The organism is Flavobacterium soyae, assembly GCF_021245985.1.
Lineage (GTDB): Bacteria > Bacteroidota > Bacteroidia > Flavobacteriales > Flavobacteriaceae > Flavobacterium > Flavobacterium soyae.
Map to the genome: position 1 here is coordinate 53415 of NZ_JAJQXA010000016.1, position 17717 is coordinate 71131.

General features: G+C 34.2%; 11 protein-coding genes. 2 read left to right on the plus strand and 9 right to left on the minus strand.

Going from position 1 to position 17717, the window contains the following annotated elements; genetic code table 11:
- Nucleotides 1–68: 68 nt before the first annotated feature.
- Together rimK and LUU93_RS17640 are read right to left on the minus strand one after the other, a co-directional pair.
- Nucleotides 69–1439, minus strand: coding sequence for a 30S ribosomal protein S6--L-glutamate ligase (gene rimK / locus LUU93_RS17635; protein WP_232682481.1), 1371 nt, complete (start codon nucleotides 1437–1439; stop codon nucleotides 69–71).
- A gap of 139 nt (nucleotides 1440–1578) precedes the next feature.
- Nucleotides 1579–4125, minus strand: coding sequence for an ATP-dependent Clp protease ATP-binding subunit (locus tag LUU93_RS17640; RefSeq protein WP_232682482.1), 2547 nt, complete (start codon nucleotides 4123–4125; stop codon nucleotides 1579–1581).
- Nucleotides 4126–4382: 257 nt separating this feature from the next.
- On the opposite strand from LUU93_RS17640, the gene gyrA reads away from it, so the two are divergent.
- Nucleotides 4383–7022 carry a DNA gyrase subunit A gene (gyrA, locus tag LUU93_RS17645; RefSeq protein ID WP_232682483.1) on the plus strand — a complete coding sequence of 880 codons (2640 nt, stop codon included), beginning with the start codon at nucleotides 4383–4385 and terminating at the stop codon, nucleotides 7020–7022.
- Nucleotides 7023–7068: 46 nt separating this feature from the next.
- The gene (locus LUU93_RS17650; protein WP_232682484.1) at nucleotides 7069–8340 is read left to right on the plus strand and encodes a tetratricopeptide repeat protein; all 1272 of its coding nucleotides are present in this window, start codon (nucleotides 7069–7071) and stop codon (nucleotides 8338–8340) included.
- A gap of 71 nt (nucleotides 8341–8411) precedes the next feature.
- Here LUU93_RS17650 and LUU93_RS17655 read toward each other — a convergent pair whose 3' ends face one another.
- From LUU93_RS17655 to LUU93_RS17685, 7 genes are all read right to left on the minus strand, one after another.
- Nucleotides 8412–8831: an OsmC family protein gene (locus LUU93_RS17655; protein WP_232682485.1), complete on the minus strand. Its 420-nt coding sequence runs from the start codon at nucleotides 8829–8831 to the stop codon at nucleotides 8412–8414.
- Between the two features lie 339 nt (nucleotides 8832–9170).
- A complete protein-coding gene (locus LUU93_RS17660; protein ID WP_232682486.1) occupies nucleotides 9171–11168 on the minus strand; it encodes a DUF349 domain-containing protein in 1998 nt (665 codons plus the stop codon).
- A 246-nt stretch (nucleotides 11169–11414) separates the two neighbouring features.
- Complete coding sequence (locus tag LUU93_RS17665; RefSeq protein ID WP_232682487.1) at nucleotides 11415–12176, minus strand: lipid A phosphoethanolamine transferase; 762 nt, start codon at nucleotides 12174–12176, stop codon at nucleotides 11415–11417.
- A 65-nt stretch (nucleotides 12177–12241) separates the two neighbouring features.
- A complete protein-coding gene (locus LUU93_RS17670; RefSeq protein WP_232682488.1) occupies nucleotides 12242–12991 on the minus strand; it encodes a shikimate dehydrogenase family protein in 750 nt (249 codons plus the stop codon).
- Between the two features lie 2 nt (nucleotides 12992–12993).
- Nucleotides 12994–14388, minus strand: a complete 1395-nt coding sequence (locus tag LUU93_RS17675) for a tetratricopeptide repeat protein (protein WP_053473553.1) — start codon at nucleotides 14386–14388, stop codon at nucleotides 12994–12996.
- A 160-nt stretch (nucleotides 14389–14548) separates the two neighbouring features.
- A complete protein-coding gene (locus tag LUU93_RS17680; RefSeq protein WP_232682489.1) occupies nucleotides 14549–15739 on the minus strand; it encodes an aspartate aminotransferase family protein in 1191 nt (396 codons plus the stop codon).
- A 267-nt stretch (nucleotides 15740–16006) separates the two neighbouring features.
- On the minus strand, nucleotides 16007–17683 hold the full coding sequence (locus LUU93_RS17685; RefSeq protein ID WP_232682490.1) for an OstA-like protein: 1677 nt from the start codon (nucleotides 17681–17683) through the stop codon (nucleotides 16007–16009).
- Nucleotides 17684–17717 lie beyond the last annotated feature (34 nt).

The following is a 17717-nucleotide window of genomic DNA, read 5'->3' on the forward strand; positions in this document are numbered from 1 at the left end:
GCTTTGCCAGAGTTAAAAACTTTGACAAAGCTGCTAAATTATTTATTCGGTATTAAGTTTAAATGAACTTAACTAAGTTTGAAATTCTTTTCAATTGCTTTGATCATTTCCCCGGCAACATCTTTGTTTGTTGCGCCTTCAATTCCTTCAAGACCTGGAGAAGAGTTTACTTCAAGCAATAAAGGTCCTTTTGAAGAACGAATAATATCAACTCCGGCAACTTTTAAATCCATAGCTTTTGCAGCCTTAATAGCGATCTTCTTTTCTTCGGCAGTTACTTTGATGACAGATGCAGTTCCTCCAAGATGAATATTAGCTCTAAACTCGCCCGGCATGGCTTCACGCTGGATTGCTGCAACGACTTTACCGTCAATTACAAAACAGCGAATGTCTTTTCCGTTTGCTTCTTTAATAAATTCCTGAACTAAGATATTAGCATTTAAGCTTTTAAAAGCATTGATAACACTTTCTGCGGCTTTTTTGGTTTCGGCCAAAACAACCCCTTTTCCTTGTGTCCCTTCTAATAATTTGACAATTAGGGGAGAACCTCCAACCATTTTTATTAAATCGTCTGTATCTAAAGGAGAATTAGCAAAACCAGTTGTAGGGATGCCAATTCCGCTATGCAGTAATAATTGCAGAGAATATAATTTATCACGCGATTGGGTTATTGCTGAAGCAGAATTTAAACAAAAAACTTTCAAAGCTTCAAATTGACGTGTTAAGGCGCAGCCGTAAAAAGTAATGCTTGGACGGATACGAGGAATAATAGCATCAAATTGATTCAGTATTTTTCCGCCGCGATAATGTATCTCAGGTGTTTTGGCATCCAGTTTCATATAGCATTCTTTGATGTTTAAAAAATGCATTTCATGACCGCGCATTTCACCTGCTTCCATGATTCTTTTATTGCTGTACAATTCAGGATTACTGGCTAAAAGTCCAATTCTTAAACCGGAACTGGCTTTTTCTGAGTTTTGATATAATTCTTTTAGAGATTCAGGCGTTGGCTGCCCTAACAGATATTTTTCTTCCGGATCTACCAGCACACGTCCGCTCATGGCTTCGCGCCCTAAAAGCATTCTAAAACCCATTGAGTCGCGATTGGTCAGGGTCATTTCGATTGGCCATTTTGAGTCGCCAATTCTAATGCTGGTCTGAATTACATAACGGTGTTCTCTAAAACCGCTTGAACTTTTTACAATTCTTTTATCAACAAGCGGGGCTTCGCAGTGAATGATGGTTTTGATATTATTTTGAATTGGATTAATGTCAAATTTCACCCAATTGGCATCATTTTTTATAAAGGGAGCTATGTTTATAGCGTGCATTGCCGAAGTTTTGGCACCAGAATCGACGCGGGCCTTAATTGTCGGGATTCCTAATTCTGGAAATGAGCACCATTCTTCGCTGCCTAAAATGACTTTGTGTTGAAGCATACGTTGTTTTTTATTATAGAATTTAAATTCAAAAGTAGCTATTTGCTTTTACTAAAGATAGTAAATTATTCAAAAAAAATACCCGTTAGGTTATGAAAACGTAACGGGTAAATTATTTTTGTTATGATTTTTAACTAATTTATTGATTTGTCGGCTCTTCGGCTTTGTGTATTTCTACTGAAAGTTCTTGAGAGTCATCTTTTAAATCCATTAAGATTTCATCACCTGAATGTATTTTTGAAGTGATGATTTCTTCGGCTAACAAATCTTCAACATATTTTTGAATTGCTCTTTTAAGCGGTCTTGCTCCAAATTGCTTATCAAAACCTTTTTCTGCAATAAATGCTTTTGCTTTGTCTGTTAAGCTTAATTTGTAACCTAATTCAGCAATACGAGAATATAGTTTTTTCAATTCAATTTCGATGATCACATCAATATCTGCTTTTTCTAAACTGTTGAATACGATTACGTCGTCAATTCTGTTTAAGAATTCAGGAGCAAAGGTTTTCTTCAAAGCATTTTCGATAATGCTTTTTGAGTTTTCATCGGCCTGAGCTACTTTTGCAGCAGTTCCAAATCCTACACCTTGTCCGAAATCTTTTAACTGACGTGCACCAACGTTGGATGTCATGATAATAATAGTGTTTTTAAAGTCGATTTTACGACCTAAACTATCGTTTAAATATCCGTCATCTAAAACTTGCAGCATCATATTAAACACATCCGGGTGTGCTTTTTCGATCTCGTCTAAAAGTACAACGCAATATGGTTTTCTGCGAACTTTTTCAGTTAACTGACCGCCTTCTTCATAACCTACATATCCCGGAGGCGCTCCAACTAAACGAGAAATAGCAAATTTTTCCATGTATTCGCTCATATCGATACGAATTAACGCATCTTCAGAATCGAATAATTCTTTTGCCAGTACTTTAGCCAATTGTGTTTTACCAACCCCGGTTTGACCTAAGAAAATGAATGAACCAATTGGTTTATTAGGATCTTTAAGTCCGGCTCTGTTACGTTGAATAGAACGTGCAATTTTAAGAACAGCTTCATTTTGCCCAATTACTTTATTTTGGATTAATTCAGGTAATTGTGCTAATTTGTTGCTTTCTGTTTGTGCAATTCGGTTTACAGGAATTCCTGTCATCATGGAAACAACATCGGCTACATTATCTTCTGTAACTTCAATTCTGTTGTTTTTAGAATCTTCTTCCCATTGTTCTTGTGCTAAAGCAAGATCTTTTTCGATGCGTTTTTCATCATCGCGAAGTTTGGCAGCTTCTTCATATTTTTGTTTCTTAACTACCATGTTTTTCATTTCGCGAACTTCTTCTAACTGACGCTCTAAATCCAAAATTTGTTTTGGAACATCAATATTAGTAATGTGAACACGAGATCCGGCTTCGTCCATCGCGTCGATAGCTTTGTCTGGTAAGAAACGCTCAGACATATATCTGTTTGTTAATTTAACACAAGCTTCAATTGCTTCTTGCGTATAAGTAACATTGTGGTGGTCTTCGTATTTGTCTTTTACGTTGTTCAAAATGGCAATTGTTTCTTCAACAGAAGTTGGTTCTACAATTACTTTTTGAAAACGTCTTTCAAGAGCACCATCTTTTTCAATATATTGTCTGTACTCGTCAAGAGTTGTAGCACCAATACATTGTATTTCTCCTCTTGCTAATGCAGGTTTAAACATGTTTGAGGCATCAAGCGAACCTGTTGCTCCTCCAGCTCCTACAATAGTATGGATTTCATCTATAAAAAGAATAATGTCATCGTTTTTCTCAAGCTCGTTCATGACGGCCTTCATTCGTTCTTCAAATTGTCCTCTGTATTTTGTTCCGGCAACTAAACTTGCCAAATCAAGAGTAACAACACGTTTGTGAAAAAGAATACGTGATACTTTCTTCTGGATAATACGCAGGGCAAGTCCTTCTGCAATAGCAGATTTACCAACTCCGGGTTCTCCAATAAGAAGCGGATTGTTCTTTTTTCTTCGGCTTAAAATTTGTGAAACACGTTCAATTTCTTTTTCGCGTCCTACAACAGGATCTAGTTTTCCTTCTTCAGCCATTTCTGTTAAATCTCTCCCAAAATTATCTAAAACTGGAGTTTTAGATTTTTTGTTTGACTTATTGGCTGGATTATTAAAACTGCTTTCCTTTAGACTGTCATCTTGTCCTGAATCGTCATTGTACGATTCGTTTCTTGGCAAGTTTTCTAAGAATTCTTCTTCGTTTGGCGTCATGTTTAAATATTGTTCTTTGGCTATGTCATAATCTATTTTTAGCTTATTCAACAGCTTGGTTGTTGGATCGTTTTCGTTTCGTAAGATGCATAGAAGCAAATGAGCTGTGCTAATCGATGAACTTTGAAATACTTTAGCTTCAAGAAAAGTGGTCTTCAGTGCCCTTTCGGCTTGTCGGGTAAGATGAAGGTTTTTCTTTTCGGCATTTACCTCAACGCTATGGTTGGCTGGACTCAGTATTTCTACTTTCCTGCGTAAATGGTCTAAATCGACTGCCAGGTTATTAAGTATATGAATAGCTTTTCCGTTACCATCTCTTAAAATGCCCAGCATTAGATGTTCAGTACCAATAAAGTCGTGTCCTAAACGAAGGGCTTCTTCCTTACTGTATGTAATAACATCTTTTACTCTTGGTGAAAAATTATCATCCATAATATATAATTGGTATTGTAAATTTAATGAATTACAGTTTGAAAAACAAAAACCATACCCATCGAGAACTACTGTCAGCTAATTGACAAAAAAAATAACAATAAAAGCGTTAAAAAACGCTTAATTTATTAACTAAAAGCTAAAATAAAGTTGTTAATAAATCATTTAAATAAGTGTAAGGAAATAGCTGAAAAAATTTTAAAAAAACGTATCTTGGCACGCTTTGAAACTAAATAATTATTTAAACATAACAACTTATGTCTGAAGGAGAAAAGTTAATTCCTATTAACATTGAAGATGAAATGAAATCTGCTTACATTGATTATTCGATGTCAGTAATTGTATCGAGAGCGCTTCCTGATGTTAGAGATGGCTTGAAACCAGTGCATCGAAGAGTTCTTTACGGAATGTATGATTTAGGTGTAACTTCAAGATCTGCCCACAAAAAATCTGCAAGAATTGTAGGGGAGGTTCTGGGTAAGTATCACCCTCACGGAGATACCTCAGTTTATGATGCAATGGTTCGTATGGCTCAGGAGTGGAGTATGCGATATTTATTAGTTGATGGTCAGGGTAATTTTGGTTCTGTCGATGGAGACAGTCCGGCAGCGATGCGTTATACTGAGGCCAGAATGCGCAAAATCTCAGAAGATATTATGGCAGATATCGAAAAAGAAACAGTTGATTTTCAACTAAACTTTGACGATACTTTATATGAGCCAAAAGTAATGCCAACAAGAGTTCCTACTTTATTGGTAAACGGAGCAACTGGTATTGCAGTAGGTATGGCAACCAATATGCCGCCGCACAATTTAACGGAAGTTATTAATGGTACACTAGCTTACCTTGATAATAATGATATTGAAGTAGACGAATTAATAACACATATTAAAGCTCCGGATTTTCCAACCGGTGGTGTAATATATGGTTACGAAGGCGTTCGTGAAGCTTTTAAAACAGGTAGAGGACGTATTGTAATGCGTGCGAAAGTTGGCTTCGAAGAAGTTGACGGAAGAGAATGTATTATCGTTACCGAAATTCCTTATCAGGTTAACAAAGCCGAAATGATCAAACGTACGGCTGATTTGGTAAATGATAAAAAAATCGATGGTATTGCAAATATTCGTGACGAGTCTGATAGAAACGGTATGCGTATCGTTTATATCTTAAAACGCGACGCTACTCCAAACGTAGTTTTAAATACCTTATATAAGTATACACAATTACAATCTTCTTTCAGTGTAAACAACATTGCATTAGTAAAAGGACGCCCTCAATTGTTGAATCTAAAAGATATGATTCACTACTTTATTGAGCACCGTCATGATGTAGTGGTTAGAAGAACACAGTTTGAATTGCGTAAAGCAGAAGAAAGAGCACATATTTTAGAAGGATTAATCATTGCTTCTGATAATATTGATGAAGTAATTGCGTTAATTAGAGGTTCTAAAAACACAGATGAAGCGAGAGAGAAATTAATCGAAAGATTTAAATTATCTGACATTCAGGCTCGTGCAATTGTAGAAATGCGTTTACGTCAGTTAACAGGACTGGAGCAGGATAAACTAAGAGCTGAGTTTGAAGAATTAATGAAATTAATCGAGCATTTAAAAGCTTTATTAGCAGATGTTAATTTAAGAACTAATTTGATTAAAGAAGAGCTTATTGAAATTCGCGATAAATATGGCGATGCCCGCCGTTCTCAAATTGAATATTCTGGAGGAGATGTAAGTATCGAAGATTTAATTGCTGATGAAAATGTGGTAATTACAATTTCGCACGCAGGTTATATTAAACGTACAAACCTTACAGAATATAAAACACAAAATAGAGGCGGAGTTGGTCAAAAAAGCGCCGGAACAAGAGATCAGGATTTCCTTGAACACATGTTCGTTGCAACAAACCACCAATATATGATGTTCTTTACGCAAAAAGGAAAATGTTTCTGGATGCGTGTTTACGAAATTCCGGAAGGAAGTAAAACTGCAAAAGGCAGGGCAATTCAAAACTTAGTAAACATTGAAAGCGACGATAAAGTAAAGGCTTTCATTTGTACACAAGATTTAAAAGATAAAGACTATATCAATACGCATAACCTTGTAATGGTTACGAAACAAGGACAGGTTAAGAAAACTTCTTTAGAGAAATATTCTAAACCTCGTGTAAATGGAGTTGCCGCTATTACAATTAAAGAAGGGGATGAATTACTTGAAGCTAAATTAACCGATGGAGAAAGCCAAATTATCCTGGCAGTTAAATCTGGTAAATTAGTTCGTTTTGAAGAAACCAAAACACGCCCTATGGGAAGAACAGCTTCTGGAGTTCGTGGAATTTCTTTAAAAGATGATACTGATGAAGTAATTGGTATGGTTACTGTTGCTAAAAATGATGTTGCTGATTCTCAAATATTAGTTGTAACTGAAAACGGATACGGAAAACGTACTAAATTAGTTGATGATGATGGAGAAGATGTTTACAGAATTACAAACCGTGGAGGTAAAGGGGTTAAAACTCTTAATATCACGGAGAAAACAGGAAAATTAATTTCAATTAACGCCGTTACGGATTCTGATGATTTAATGATTATCAATAAATCTGGATTAACAATTAGAATGGCGATTGAGGATTTACGTGTTATGGGACGTGCTACTCAAGGTGTTAGATTGATTAACCTAAAAGGAAAAGATTCTATCGCTGCTGTTACAAAAGTTATGAAAGATGATGCAGAAGAAGTTGTTGTAGATGAAGATGGTAACGTTGTAGAATCTGCTATTGAAAGAGTTAAACCGGATTTAGAAGTTCTTGAAGATGACGGAACTGCTGATGACGATGACGATGACTCTGATGATGTAGTGGAAGACGAAGATGATTCTGAAGAAGAAGAATCTGAAGAATAAAAGTAAAACCACAAGAAAATTAAATTAAATATACAAATTGAACATTATGAAAAGTAAATATGTTATACTAGCGTCAGCTTTACTGATTTCTGTAGCTACATTTGCTCAAAAAGATCAGATTAAAAATGCTGAAAAAGCATTAAAAAGCGGTGATGCGCAAGGGGCACTTGCTCAGCTAAAAGATGCAGAGAACTTAATTGTGAATGCAAAAGATACGGAGCAGGCACAGTACTATTTTGTACAAGGAAATGCTTATTTAGATCTTGCTAACAAAAAAGTTGAAGAAAGTAAAAATTTAAGCGCAGCTGCTGACAGCTATAAAAAATTAATCGAAGTTGAGAAAGCATCTGGAAAACAAAAATATTCTACACAAGCAGCGACTTCAATTACAAATATTAAAGGTTTGTTGATTAATTCTGCAATTGCAGATACTCAGGCAAATAAACATGCTGACGGAGCTAAAAAATTATATGATGCTTACTTGTTAGATAAAAATGACACTATCAACCTGTACTATGCAGCATCTACAGCTGTAAACGCTCAGGATTTCGATACTGCACTTCCGATGTATGAAGAGTTAAAAAAATTAAACTATTCTGGTAAAGGGACTTTATATTTAGCTACAAACAAAGCAAATAACAATGAAGATAACTTTGCTAACGCTAAAGAAAGAGATTTAGCTATAAAATTAGGAACTCACGAAAAACCTAAAACAGAAGCTATTCCTTCAAAAAGAGGTGAAATCTACAAAAATTTAGCGTTGATTTTAGTTCAAAAAGGAAAAATTGAAGAAGCTAAGAAAGCAATTGCTGATGCCAGAAAAACAAATCCGGATGACAGTTCTTTGATTCTTACAGAAGCTAACTTATATCTTGAAACAAAAGATTATGAGCAGTACAAAAAACTAGTTGGAGAAGCGTTACAAAAAGATCCAAACAATGCTGATTTAGTATTCAACTTAGGAGTGTTAAGTGCAAATGCAAAAAACGATGCAGATGCTGAGAAATACTACTTAAAAGCTATTGAAATCAATCCAAACTATACTAATGCATACCTGAACCTTGCGGCATTAAAGTTAGAAGCTGAAAAGCCAATTATTGATGAAATGAATAAATTGGGTACTTCTGCAAAAGATATGAAACGTTATGATATTTTAAAAGCGCAGAGAGAAGGGGTTTTTAAAGGTGTAATTCCTTACCTTAAAAAAGCAAATGAATTAGATCCTAAAAACGAAGATGTTGCTAAAACATTATTAGGAGTTTACAAGGCATTAGAAATGACTGCAGAGGCAAAAGCTTTAAAAGCTACAATGAACTAATATTAGTCATTTCATTTTATAAAAAAACCATCAGCCACAACTGATGGTTTTTTTATGCTTAGTAAAATAGCTTAATTTACTAATGATACAGACAAAGTTATTGTTGTATTTAAAAGTTTTGAAATCGGACAGATTTCTTTTGCTTTTGCAGCAGTTTTTTCAAATTCTTCTGCTGATATTGATGGCACTTTTCCTTTTAAGTCTAAATGAATTAATGTTATAGAACCATCTTCAAAAGTTACTGCAGCTTCTGTAGATAAATCATCTGCAGTAAAACCTGCTTCGTTAAGTAAAAAGCTTAACTGCATTGTAAAACAGCCGGAATGTGCCGCCGCAACTAATTCTTCAGGATTAGTTCCAACTCCATCTGCAAATCTTGTTTTAAAAGACAATTGTGCGTTATCTAATGTTGTACTTTGTGTACTTATAGTTCCTTTTCCTTCCATGCCGGTTCCTTTCCAGTTGGCATTTGCTTTTCTTGTAAATTTCATATTCTTCTTAATTTAAAAATTAGTATTAAATGTTATTTGTTTGATTGTTTGTTAATAGTGGTAACTCAAATATAATCAATATTTTGCAGAATAGTTTTACGAAATTTAATGAGAATGTTAAGTTTTAGGTTTGTTATGATTTTACCGCAAAGCACGCAAAGGTTTACGCAAAGTCCGCAAAGTTTTTAAGTAAAGCTTTGCGAACTTTGCGCTTTAATAAATCCCCAATAAATAAATTTCTTTGCGTGCTTTGCGGTTAAAAAAATAAGCATAAAAAAAAGGTGCAATGAATTTCATTACACCTTTTATATTTAAATTCGACTTCGCTCAACCTGACAATTATTCCGGCTGATTTAAGTTTCTTAATTGTTTCAGTTTATCTTTCCATACATCAAGGCTTTCTTTGTGAATAGCAATGTTTTTGCGTACTTCTGTAACAATTGAATTCTCTTTTTTAGCATTTTTAGTATTGGTAAAGAACTGAATGTTATTTTCTAACTGGAAAATTTCGTTCTGAACTTCTTCAATTTTACGCATAATGAAAATCTTTTCATTATCTAATTTTCTCGTGTCGTTACTGTCTGATAACGAATCGATTCTATTAGAAAAACGCATCATTTCAGATTCTTTTTTACTTAAACTCAGTTTTTCAAAAAGTGCATCTAAAATTTTATTGAATTTGCCTTCAATATGACGTCTTGAAAAAGGCACTTTTCCGTAACTTTTCCAGATTTCAATATGCTGTTTTATAGCATCAAGGTCTGTTTTGTGATCGCCTGTAAGCTGATAAGCTCTTAAGATGTCCAAATACGCTTTTTTGTTATCGAATGCAGCAACCTCATCAGCATTTTCTTCAGATTTGTGTTCTTTTAATTTATCAAAATAATGATTACACGCATCTTTAAACTCTTTCCAGATTTTATCTGAGTATTTTTTAGGAACATGGCCAATTTGTTTCCATTCTTCCTGAATTTGTTTCATGATTGGAGTAGTAGAACCAAAATCTGTGCTTTCCTGCAATTCTTTTGCTTTAGCTACAAGAGCCATTTTTTTATTTAAATTATCGTTTTGGTCTTTCTTGATGTCCTTATAAAACGAGTTTTTAAAAGCATTGAAATTTCTAACTGCGGATTTAAACGAAGCCCAGGTTTCCTCATTTACTTCAGAAGGAACTTTTCCGGCAGCGAAAAACTCATTTCTTAATGCTTCTACTTTTTGAATCTGAACAAGCCATTGCGAGTGCGAGTTCACTTTTTCAGTTCCTAAAACCTCAATTTTAGAAATGATATCTTTTTTAGTTTCAAGATTTTGCTGTTCGTTTGCTCTTTGGCTTTCAAATAAAACTTCTCTTTTATCGTGAATCTTTTTAGTCAGTTCGCTAAATGTATTCCAGATAGAATCACGGTGTTCTTTAGAAACCGGACCAATATCTTCTTTCCAAAGTCGGTGTAAATCTTGCAACTCACGAAACGCTTTACTTACATCAGCTTCATTTACAAGTTCTTCGACCCTTGCAATAATTTTTTGCTTTTGTTCTAAGTTATGTTTAAAATCTAAATCACGTGCTTCACGGTCTAAATGCAGATAATCATAAAAGTTTTCTACATGAAAATGGTAATTGTTCCAAACGTGATTGTATTTGTCTTTTGGAATTGCTCCGGCATTTTTCCATCTTTCTCTCAAATCATTAAAATGTTTAAGAGTGTCTTTTATATTTGCCTGCGGATTTATAAGTTCTTTTAATTCTTCAACTATAGCAAGCCGGTTTTCTAAATTAGATTTTAGATTAGTTTGTAAATGTTTAAAATGAGCATTTCTTTTCTCTCTAAAAACATTATAATATTCATCAAATTTAGATTTTAAAGGAGAATGATATTCAAATTCTTCATTTGGGTCTTCTTTTGAAGCATTAAATTCTTCTCTTTTTTCTTCTATAAGATGGTTGTATTGCAGTAAAAATGATTTTTTAATTTCCTCAATATGATCTTTTACAGACATTGTTTTATCTGTATTAACCAATTTTTTAAGCTCATCTACCAGTGCATCTAAAGAAAAAGTGTCATAATCCTTCATAGGAATATCATGGCGCTCTTTTAGCGTTTCATCTTCACCTTCTTCGGCGTTTGAATTTGTTATGGCATCTAATGCACTTTGATGATCTGATTCTTCAATTTCAGCCGTTTCTTCAACTTCATTTTCAGGATTTGAAAGAGTAGTTTCAGTTACTGTTTCAGGTTGTTTTGCAGCTTCTATTGTATCATCTTGTGTAGAATCACTAATATCGATTCCCAATTTTCCGTCTGCTTCTTGCAGGTTATCATTCTTTTCTTCTAACATTTTAAATGTATAAGGTTTTTACTTTAAACAGAGCGAAAGATAGTAAAGGTGTTTCTAACTACAAAATAAATCGTTTGTTTATGCTGTATTTTACGATGAAATTCTTATTCTTTACTCTTGTTTACACCTCTGATATGATAATTTTTATAAATTGTTTGAAGGGAATAAAAATTTTGATTTCCTATTATTTTTAGAAGATTGAGGTTAAACTAACGTTTTTTGATAGAAACTTTTGTTGATTCCTGATTAAAATAAAATCAGCATTCCAACTTCAATTCCCCAATTATAAGACTTATGATTTCCAAAAGCAGCACTTGGGTGTATGTATGCCATATCATTTGCTGTTATTTTCCGGCCAAATTCTACAAAAGCATTATTGGGGTAACCCTTATTTGTATTATTGTATCTAAAAGCGGCATCGGCAGCAAACCAGTTTTTTCCAAAAATGTACATAAAGTAGTTTTCAAAAGATGTTGTATTGATATCACTTCTATTACTTGATCCTGCAAAACTAGATTGGTTTTCTAAAGAACTTATCCATAGCAATTTATTCATAACCAGATATTTTCCATAGAAAACAGCAGGGGCAACAACCCATTTTCCTGACCCTAAAGCAGGATCAACGGCAGAATTTGATATAACACGGGCGCGAAAAGCGACTCCTCCGTTTTTATGTTCTAAGTATGGAATATAGCTGACTCCAACTCCAATATCCCCAATTCCAGTTTTGTTTATAGAAGAAGTATTAGTAGAAATTAAAGGGAGATCGACCCTTAAATTCCATGCCTTATTGGCGATTGGGTGTAGAAACCTAAGCTCGGTTGTATTAAATGAGCCGGAATCAGTATCTAAATATTCATTAAAAAGTAAAATCGTTTTTAGATAATAATGATATCGGGCTTCTGTATACACACTACTTGCGGTCTCATTTGTGTTTTGAGATTCCTGTGCTGTGGAAGCAAGAGAAATAAAAAATAAAATGCAGAAGTAAAGTATTGATTTTTTCATAACTATCTACAAATGAGTAGACTAATTTACAAAAATTACTTTAATTTCCTACATTTTGTATTTTTTTATTTGTTCCATATCTTCCAGGCTTTCTCTGCCTGAAAAATAAGCATGTCATATCCGTTTTTAATTACGGCACCTCTTTCTTTAGCATTTTTAAGAAATTGAGTTTCGGCAGGATTATAAATCAAATCGTATGCGATGTGTTTTTCGGTAAAAAACTCATAAGGAATATCAGGGTAAGCTTCTATGTTAGGGCTTGTGCCAACTGGCGTACAATTGATTATAATTTGGTAATTATCAAAAGTGGTAGCATTAATCAAGTTGTAATCAATGATGTTTTCTTTTGCTTCTCTTGAAACAAACGTATAAAGAATACCAAGTTCATCCAATGCAAAAGCCACACCTTTTGAAGCGCCGCCGGTACCAAGGATTAATGCCTTTTTATGATGCGGTTCCAGTAAAGGTTTTAATGATTTTTTAAAGCCGTAATAATCGGTGTTGTAACCTTTTAGTTTTCCGTTTTTGGTAAACTTAATAGTATTTACAGCACCAATTAAAGCTGCTTTTTTTGATAGTTTATCTAAAAAAGGGATAACCTGTTCTTTATAAGGAATCGTAACATTTAAACCTTTCAAATCTGGATTGTTTTTCAATAATCCTGTAAAATGGCTGATCTCAGAAATGTCGAAGTTTTCGTAACTGTTGCCTGCGAAAATTTCGTCGTTAAATTTTTCTGTAAAATAACCTTTTGAAAATGAGTAACTAATATTACGGCCCAATAAGCCAAAACGCCTTTTTAAAATATCAATCATTATTATTTTCTGTGTTTTTCGATATAATTTCTAACTGTTTTCTTTGTCCACACAACCGGAAATAAATCTTCGATAAGAATGTAATTATCAAAGTTTAAACGAAGTCCGTTGCTTAAATGGAATTTTGCTTTTGTATTATCTTGGATCATAAAATATAATCCTGCCAAACGATACTCAATTTCATTTTCTTCAGGGAAATATTCTGATGCCTGAAGCAATGTTTGAATAGCACTTTCGAATTCACCAAGAAATTGAAGAATATCAACCCAATATAACCAGGTATCAAGAGCATAATCTCCAAATTCAACTGCTTTTCTGTATCCGAATTCAGCCTCTTCAAAAAAGTTCATTTGTTTGTTTATCGTTGCATAACGTTTCCAGTACAAACGATTTTGATTGTCGATTGCTAATGCTTTATTGACAAAAAATAATGCTTTTTGAAAGTTTTTTTGTCGAACATGAAAATCTGTAATTGCAATCCAGCCTTTATCTAAAAGCGGATCTTCGTGAACAGTCTGGTTGTAATACTGAAGTGCTTTTACAGCATTTCCTAATTTTTCATAACATTTACCAATACGCAGCAAGGCATACGAAGTCGCGTCGTCTAATTCAATTGTACGATTATAGCTTTCAATAGCTTCATTGTACTTTTTAAGACGTTCGTAAGCTTTTGCTTTTTCCATAAATGCACCTAAAAACTCATCGTCGATTAAGGTTGCATAATCAAAAGCACGAATAGCACTTTCGTATTCTTTTACGCCATAATGCAGTCTTCCAAGCTGGTGCCATGCAATTTCGCTATATGGGTTTTTGTTAATGTAGTCGTTCAGATATACAATAGCTTCCTGATTTTGATCTAAAAATTCAAAACAGTAAACCACGTTATATAAGGCAGATTGATCTTCTAAATCTTCTTCAAGACATTTGATGAAGCTTTCTTTTGCCAGTTCAAGATTATCCATAAAAAGATATTCCATTCCAATCAAGTTGTACACGTCGGCGTAGTCATCAGTATATTGCAGGGCAATTTTAAGTAATTCTACCGCTTTTTCGTGCTGGTCTCTTTTAGAACAAATATTTGCTTTTTGGATATAGATTTCCTCGTTGTTTGGTTCGATTGCATACAACTCGTTTAAAAGCTTCTCAGCGATCTCAAGTTTGTCTTCGTAAACCAGCATTTCTACTTGTACTAATTTTAAGCCTGTAGATTTTGGGTGTTGGTCTAATGCAAGTTTTAAGGCCTTTTTTGCTAAATTAGCCTTGCCTATATCTAAATAATGAAGAATAATTTCTTCAAATTCTTCAGAATCAAAAAAGAGCACTTTGTTAGTTTTTAACATCGACTCAAATTTTGATAAGGATAGGTTATAATCTTCTTCTTCGTTGCTTAATTGCATACTTTGTTTTATTTGAAATTAGCCTGTTATAAATTTAGGCATCCATATAATTGATGTGGGGAAGGAAAATTAATTGTTTTGAACAATTTAATTAACAATGAATTTAGATTTTACGCTCCAAATTTAAATATAATATTCTGATTTTTAACAGATTATTTAGTTATTTGCCCGCTTTTAAAATTTCATCCATAACATTTAAAATTATGGAACAGCCCTCTCTTATTTCTTCTTCAGAAATGGTAAGCGGCGGTGTTATCCGGATAGCACATCCTTCAAACAAAAGCCAAAACAGTATTAATCCTTTATCCTGACAGTTTAAAATAACCTGATTTGTTATATCTGCCGTTTCTGTCATTGCTGCAAGCATTAATCCCTTTCCTCTAACTTCTTTTATCAAAGGATGTACCAAAAGCGATCTGAAGAGTTTTTCCTTTTCTAATGCTTCCTGCATTAAATTTGTCTCAGTTAATTCCTGCAAAGTAGCCAAACAAGCTGACGCAATGACAGGATGCCCCCCAAATGTGGTAATATGTCCCAGTTTAGGATTTTCGGTTAAAAGATCCATTTTTTCAGCCGAAGCAGTAAAAGCACCAACAGGCATTCCGCCTCCCATACCTTTTCCCATAACAACAATATCTGGTACAACATCATAGTTTTGAAAACCGAAAAGTTTTCCGGTTCTCCCGAAACCCGGCTGAATTTCATCTACAATCATTAAGGCTCCAACTTCATCACAACGCTTACGGACTTTTTGAAGAAAGTTATTTTCGGGCTGAATAAATCCGGCACCGCCCTGAATAGTTTCTAACAGAATAGCAGCGGTTCTGGGTGTTATTTTTTCTAAATCGGCTTCGTTATTAAATGTAATGAAATCTACATCTGGAAGCAGTGGACGAAAAGCTCGCTTGCGTTCTTCAAATCCCATAACACTCATAGAACCCATTGTGTTTCCGTGATAGGCATTGTGGCAAGAGATAAGCTGGCTGCGTCCTGTTGTTCGTTTGGCTAGTTTTAAAGCGCCTTCAATTGCTTCTGTTCCTGAATTTACTAAATAAGTTTTGTTTAGGGATTCAGGCAGGAGTGAGGCTATTAATTTGCAATATTGTACTGCGGGGCTTTGCGAATATTCTCCGTAAACCATTACGTGCGAATATTTGTCTAACTGATCTTTTATGGCCTGATTCACTCTCGGATGCTGATGCCCGAGTGTACAAGCCGAAACTCCGGCAACAAAGTCTAGATATTTTTTATCGTTTGTATCGTATATGTAAGATCCTATGGCGTGCGAAACTTCCATTCCTAAAGGATAAGGAGAAGTTTGTGCCTGGTATTTTATAAAATCTGGGTTCATTTTTTTAAAGGTTCAAAGTGACAAAGGTACTAAGGTTCTCAGGTTTTTGTTTCAGGCTCTGAAAACTGTGACTGCGACTGAATACTGAAACTAAAAACTACGACTAATTTTACCGCAAAGATCGCAAAGATTTACGCAAAGTTTGTAAGGTTAAAATTAAGATTACATCTTGATGCAAAGATCTCAAAGCTGAAACTGAAAATGTGTTTCAAGTTCTGAAAACTGAGACTGCGACCGTGACTGAAAACTGCGACTGAAAACTGAAAACTATTTAACTTTAGGCTTAGTTTCTGTTTTCACGGCTGGTTTTTTCTTATCGTAATCTAAAGTTTCTTTCCTGACCTTCATAGGAACGTTTTTATCTTTTTCTTCCTGTTCTTTTCCTTCTTTGACTAATTTGTCGTTCATTTCATTTTCTTCGGCAGTAAAAATATCGTCTTTCGATTTTATTCTTTCGTCACCGCGCCAGACAAAACCTCGTAGTTTACGGGCATTTTCAGGTAAATCAGCTTCTGGGAAAATATCTCCGTCAACACGATTAAAAAATGTAATGGTTTCTACGGCATTGTTCTCCAGAATCAGGTTTATTTTACTGCTGACATTTTTATTAATTCCGATTAATTCATTGGCATCATTCCGCATAAAATAAACGACTTCGGTATTTTTGACGACGTCAACATCATGGAGTTTTCCTTCTTTAAATTTTCCGAATAAATTGAGTCCCTTGACCTGATTATACCCCGTTCCTAAAGTGTCCTTGGAAATGAGGAAAGTGTTATTAATAACTTTTAATGAATCTAACTTTCTTGTATTGTTATCACCAATTAAATGCATCACCTCCCCGGTAATCTGGCTGTCGCCGTTCCATAAAATTGGACTTCCAATCAGTTTTGTTAAAGCAGTTTTAGAATTTGAATGTATCGAATCGCATTTACCGCTCATGTCGGTTTTATAAAAGCGGACATTTTTAAACGCTCTTAAAATTCGTTCGCCTTCTTTTCCGGTAACCATTAGTTTTTGTCCGTGAATATAAACAGAGTCGTTTTCGACTAAATTAATAGCAACTGCTCTTTTGGTTACAAACATTGAATCTTTTAGTTTGTAAATCTCGGCATAATGACCTTTTACAAGCCCTCTATTAATAGAATCGGTAATTTTTACATTTCGTGTTGCCGATGCAAATTCAGTGTTTCGATTATAAAATAAACTATCTCCTTCAATGAGTCGGTCGTCGTACTTTATATATGATTTCCGCAGAAAGTGGGCGAGGTTTTTCTTCGTGTCGTAAAACCCTTTTTCAGTATAAATATAATTGGTTTTACTGGTAATTGTAGATGGACCAAGTAAATAAGTATGACCGGAATTACTATAATAATCCAAATGATTTGATTTTATAACATACTTTGGGTTCGTTATGGTAACTTCTGTCAAAAACTGAAATTTTTTCTCGGCTACAAAATACTTTCCAGATTTACTCACTAAAGTATTGTCTTTGTTCACGATAGTGCCTTTTGTATTATAGAAAACTTCTTGGGTATTTCGGTCAAAATTAATAGTGTCTGTTTGCAGAGTTGCATCTGGCGAAGTCATTACAGCATCTCCGGTTGCAAAAGCTTTTTTCATATTTCCGTTATACTCGGCATATTTACTATTTAAAAACAAAGTATCACCTTGTACTAATTGTACATTACCAAAGGCTTTAAGATAATTTTCTTTCTGAAAGTAATACGCTTTATTACAGGTAAGAACTACGCCGTCATGGTTTACTTTTACGTTTCCGGTAAGCAAGACTGCATCAGGTGCTGTAGCTTGATCCACATCTAAATAATCAGAATGTTCTATGTTGATTTTTTTTGGCCCCTGCGCATTTTTTGGTGCTTGCGCAGAAATGATTTGAACACTTAATATAAGCAGACAAGATATAAAAAAGAGTAATTTCTTCAAGTGATTAAATTTTTGTCAAATTTATAAAAAAGGA

Excerpts from the sequence above, each read along its gene's own strand:
- LUU93_RS17665 (WP_232682487.1), bottom strand. The coding sequence starts at position 12,176 with ATGAAAAAATCAATACTTTACTTCTGCATTTTATTTTTTATTTCTCTT.
- LUU93_RS17680 (WP_232682489.1), bottom strand. The coding sequence starts at position 15,739 with ATGAACCCAGATTTTATAAAATACCAGGCACAAACTTCTCCTTATCCT.
- LUU93_RS17675 (WP_053473553.1), bottom strand. The coding sequence starts at position 14,388 with ATGCAATTAAGCAACGAAGAAGAAGATTATAACCTATCCTTATCAAAA.
- LUU93_RS17655 (WP_232682485.1), bottom strand. The coding sequence starts at position 8,831 with ATGAAATTTACAAGAAAAGCAAATGCCAACTGGAAAGGAACCGGCATG.
- LUU93_RS17660 (WP_232682486.1), bottom strand. The coding sequence starts at position 11,168 with ATGTTAGAAGAAAAGAATGATAACCTGCAAGAAGCAGACGGAAAATTG.
- LUU93_RS17650 (WP_232682484.1), top strand. The coding sequence starts at position 7,069 with ATGAAAAGTAAATATGTTATACTAGCGTCAGCTTTACTGATTTCTGTA.
- rimK (WP_232682481.1), bottom strand. The coding sequence starts at position 1,439 with ATGCTTCAACACAAAGTCATTTTAGGCAGCGAAGAATGGTGCTCATTT.
- LUU93_RS17670 (WP_232682488.1), bottom strand. The coding sequence starts at position 12,991 with ATGATTGATATTTTAAAAAGGCGTTTTGGCTTATTGGGCCGTAATATT.
- gyrA (WP_232682483.1), top strand. The coding sequence starts at position 4,383 with ATGTCTGAAGGAGAAAAGTTAATTCCTATTAACATTGAAGATGAAATG.
- LUU93_RS17640 (WP_232682482.1), bottom strand. The coding sequence starts at position 4,125 with ATGGATGATAATTTTTCACCAAGAGTAAAAGATGTTATTACATACAGT.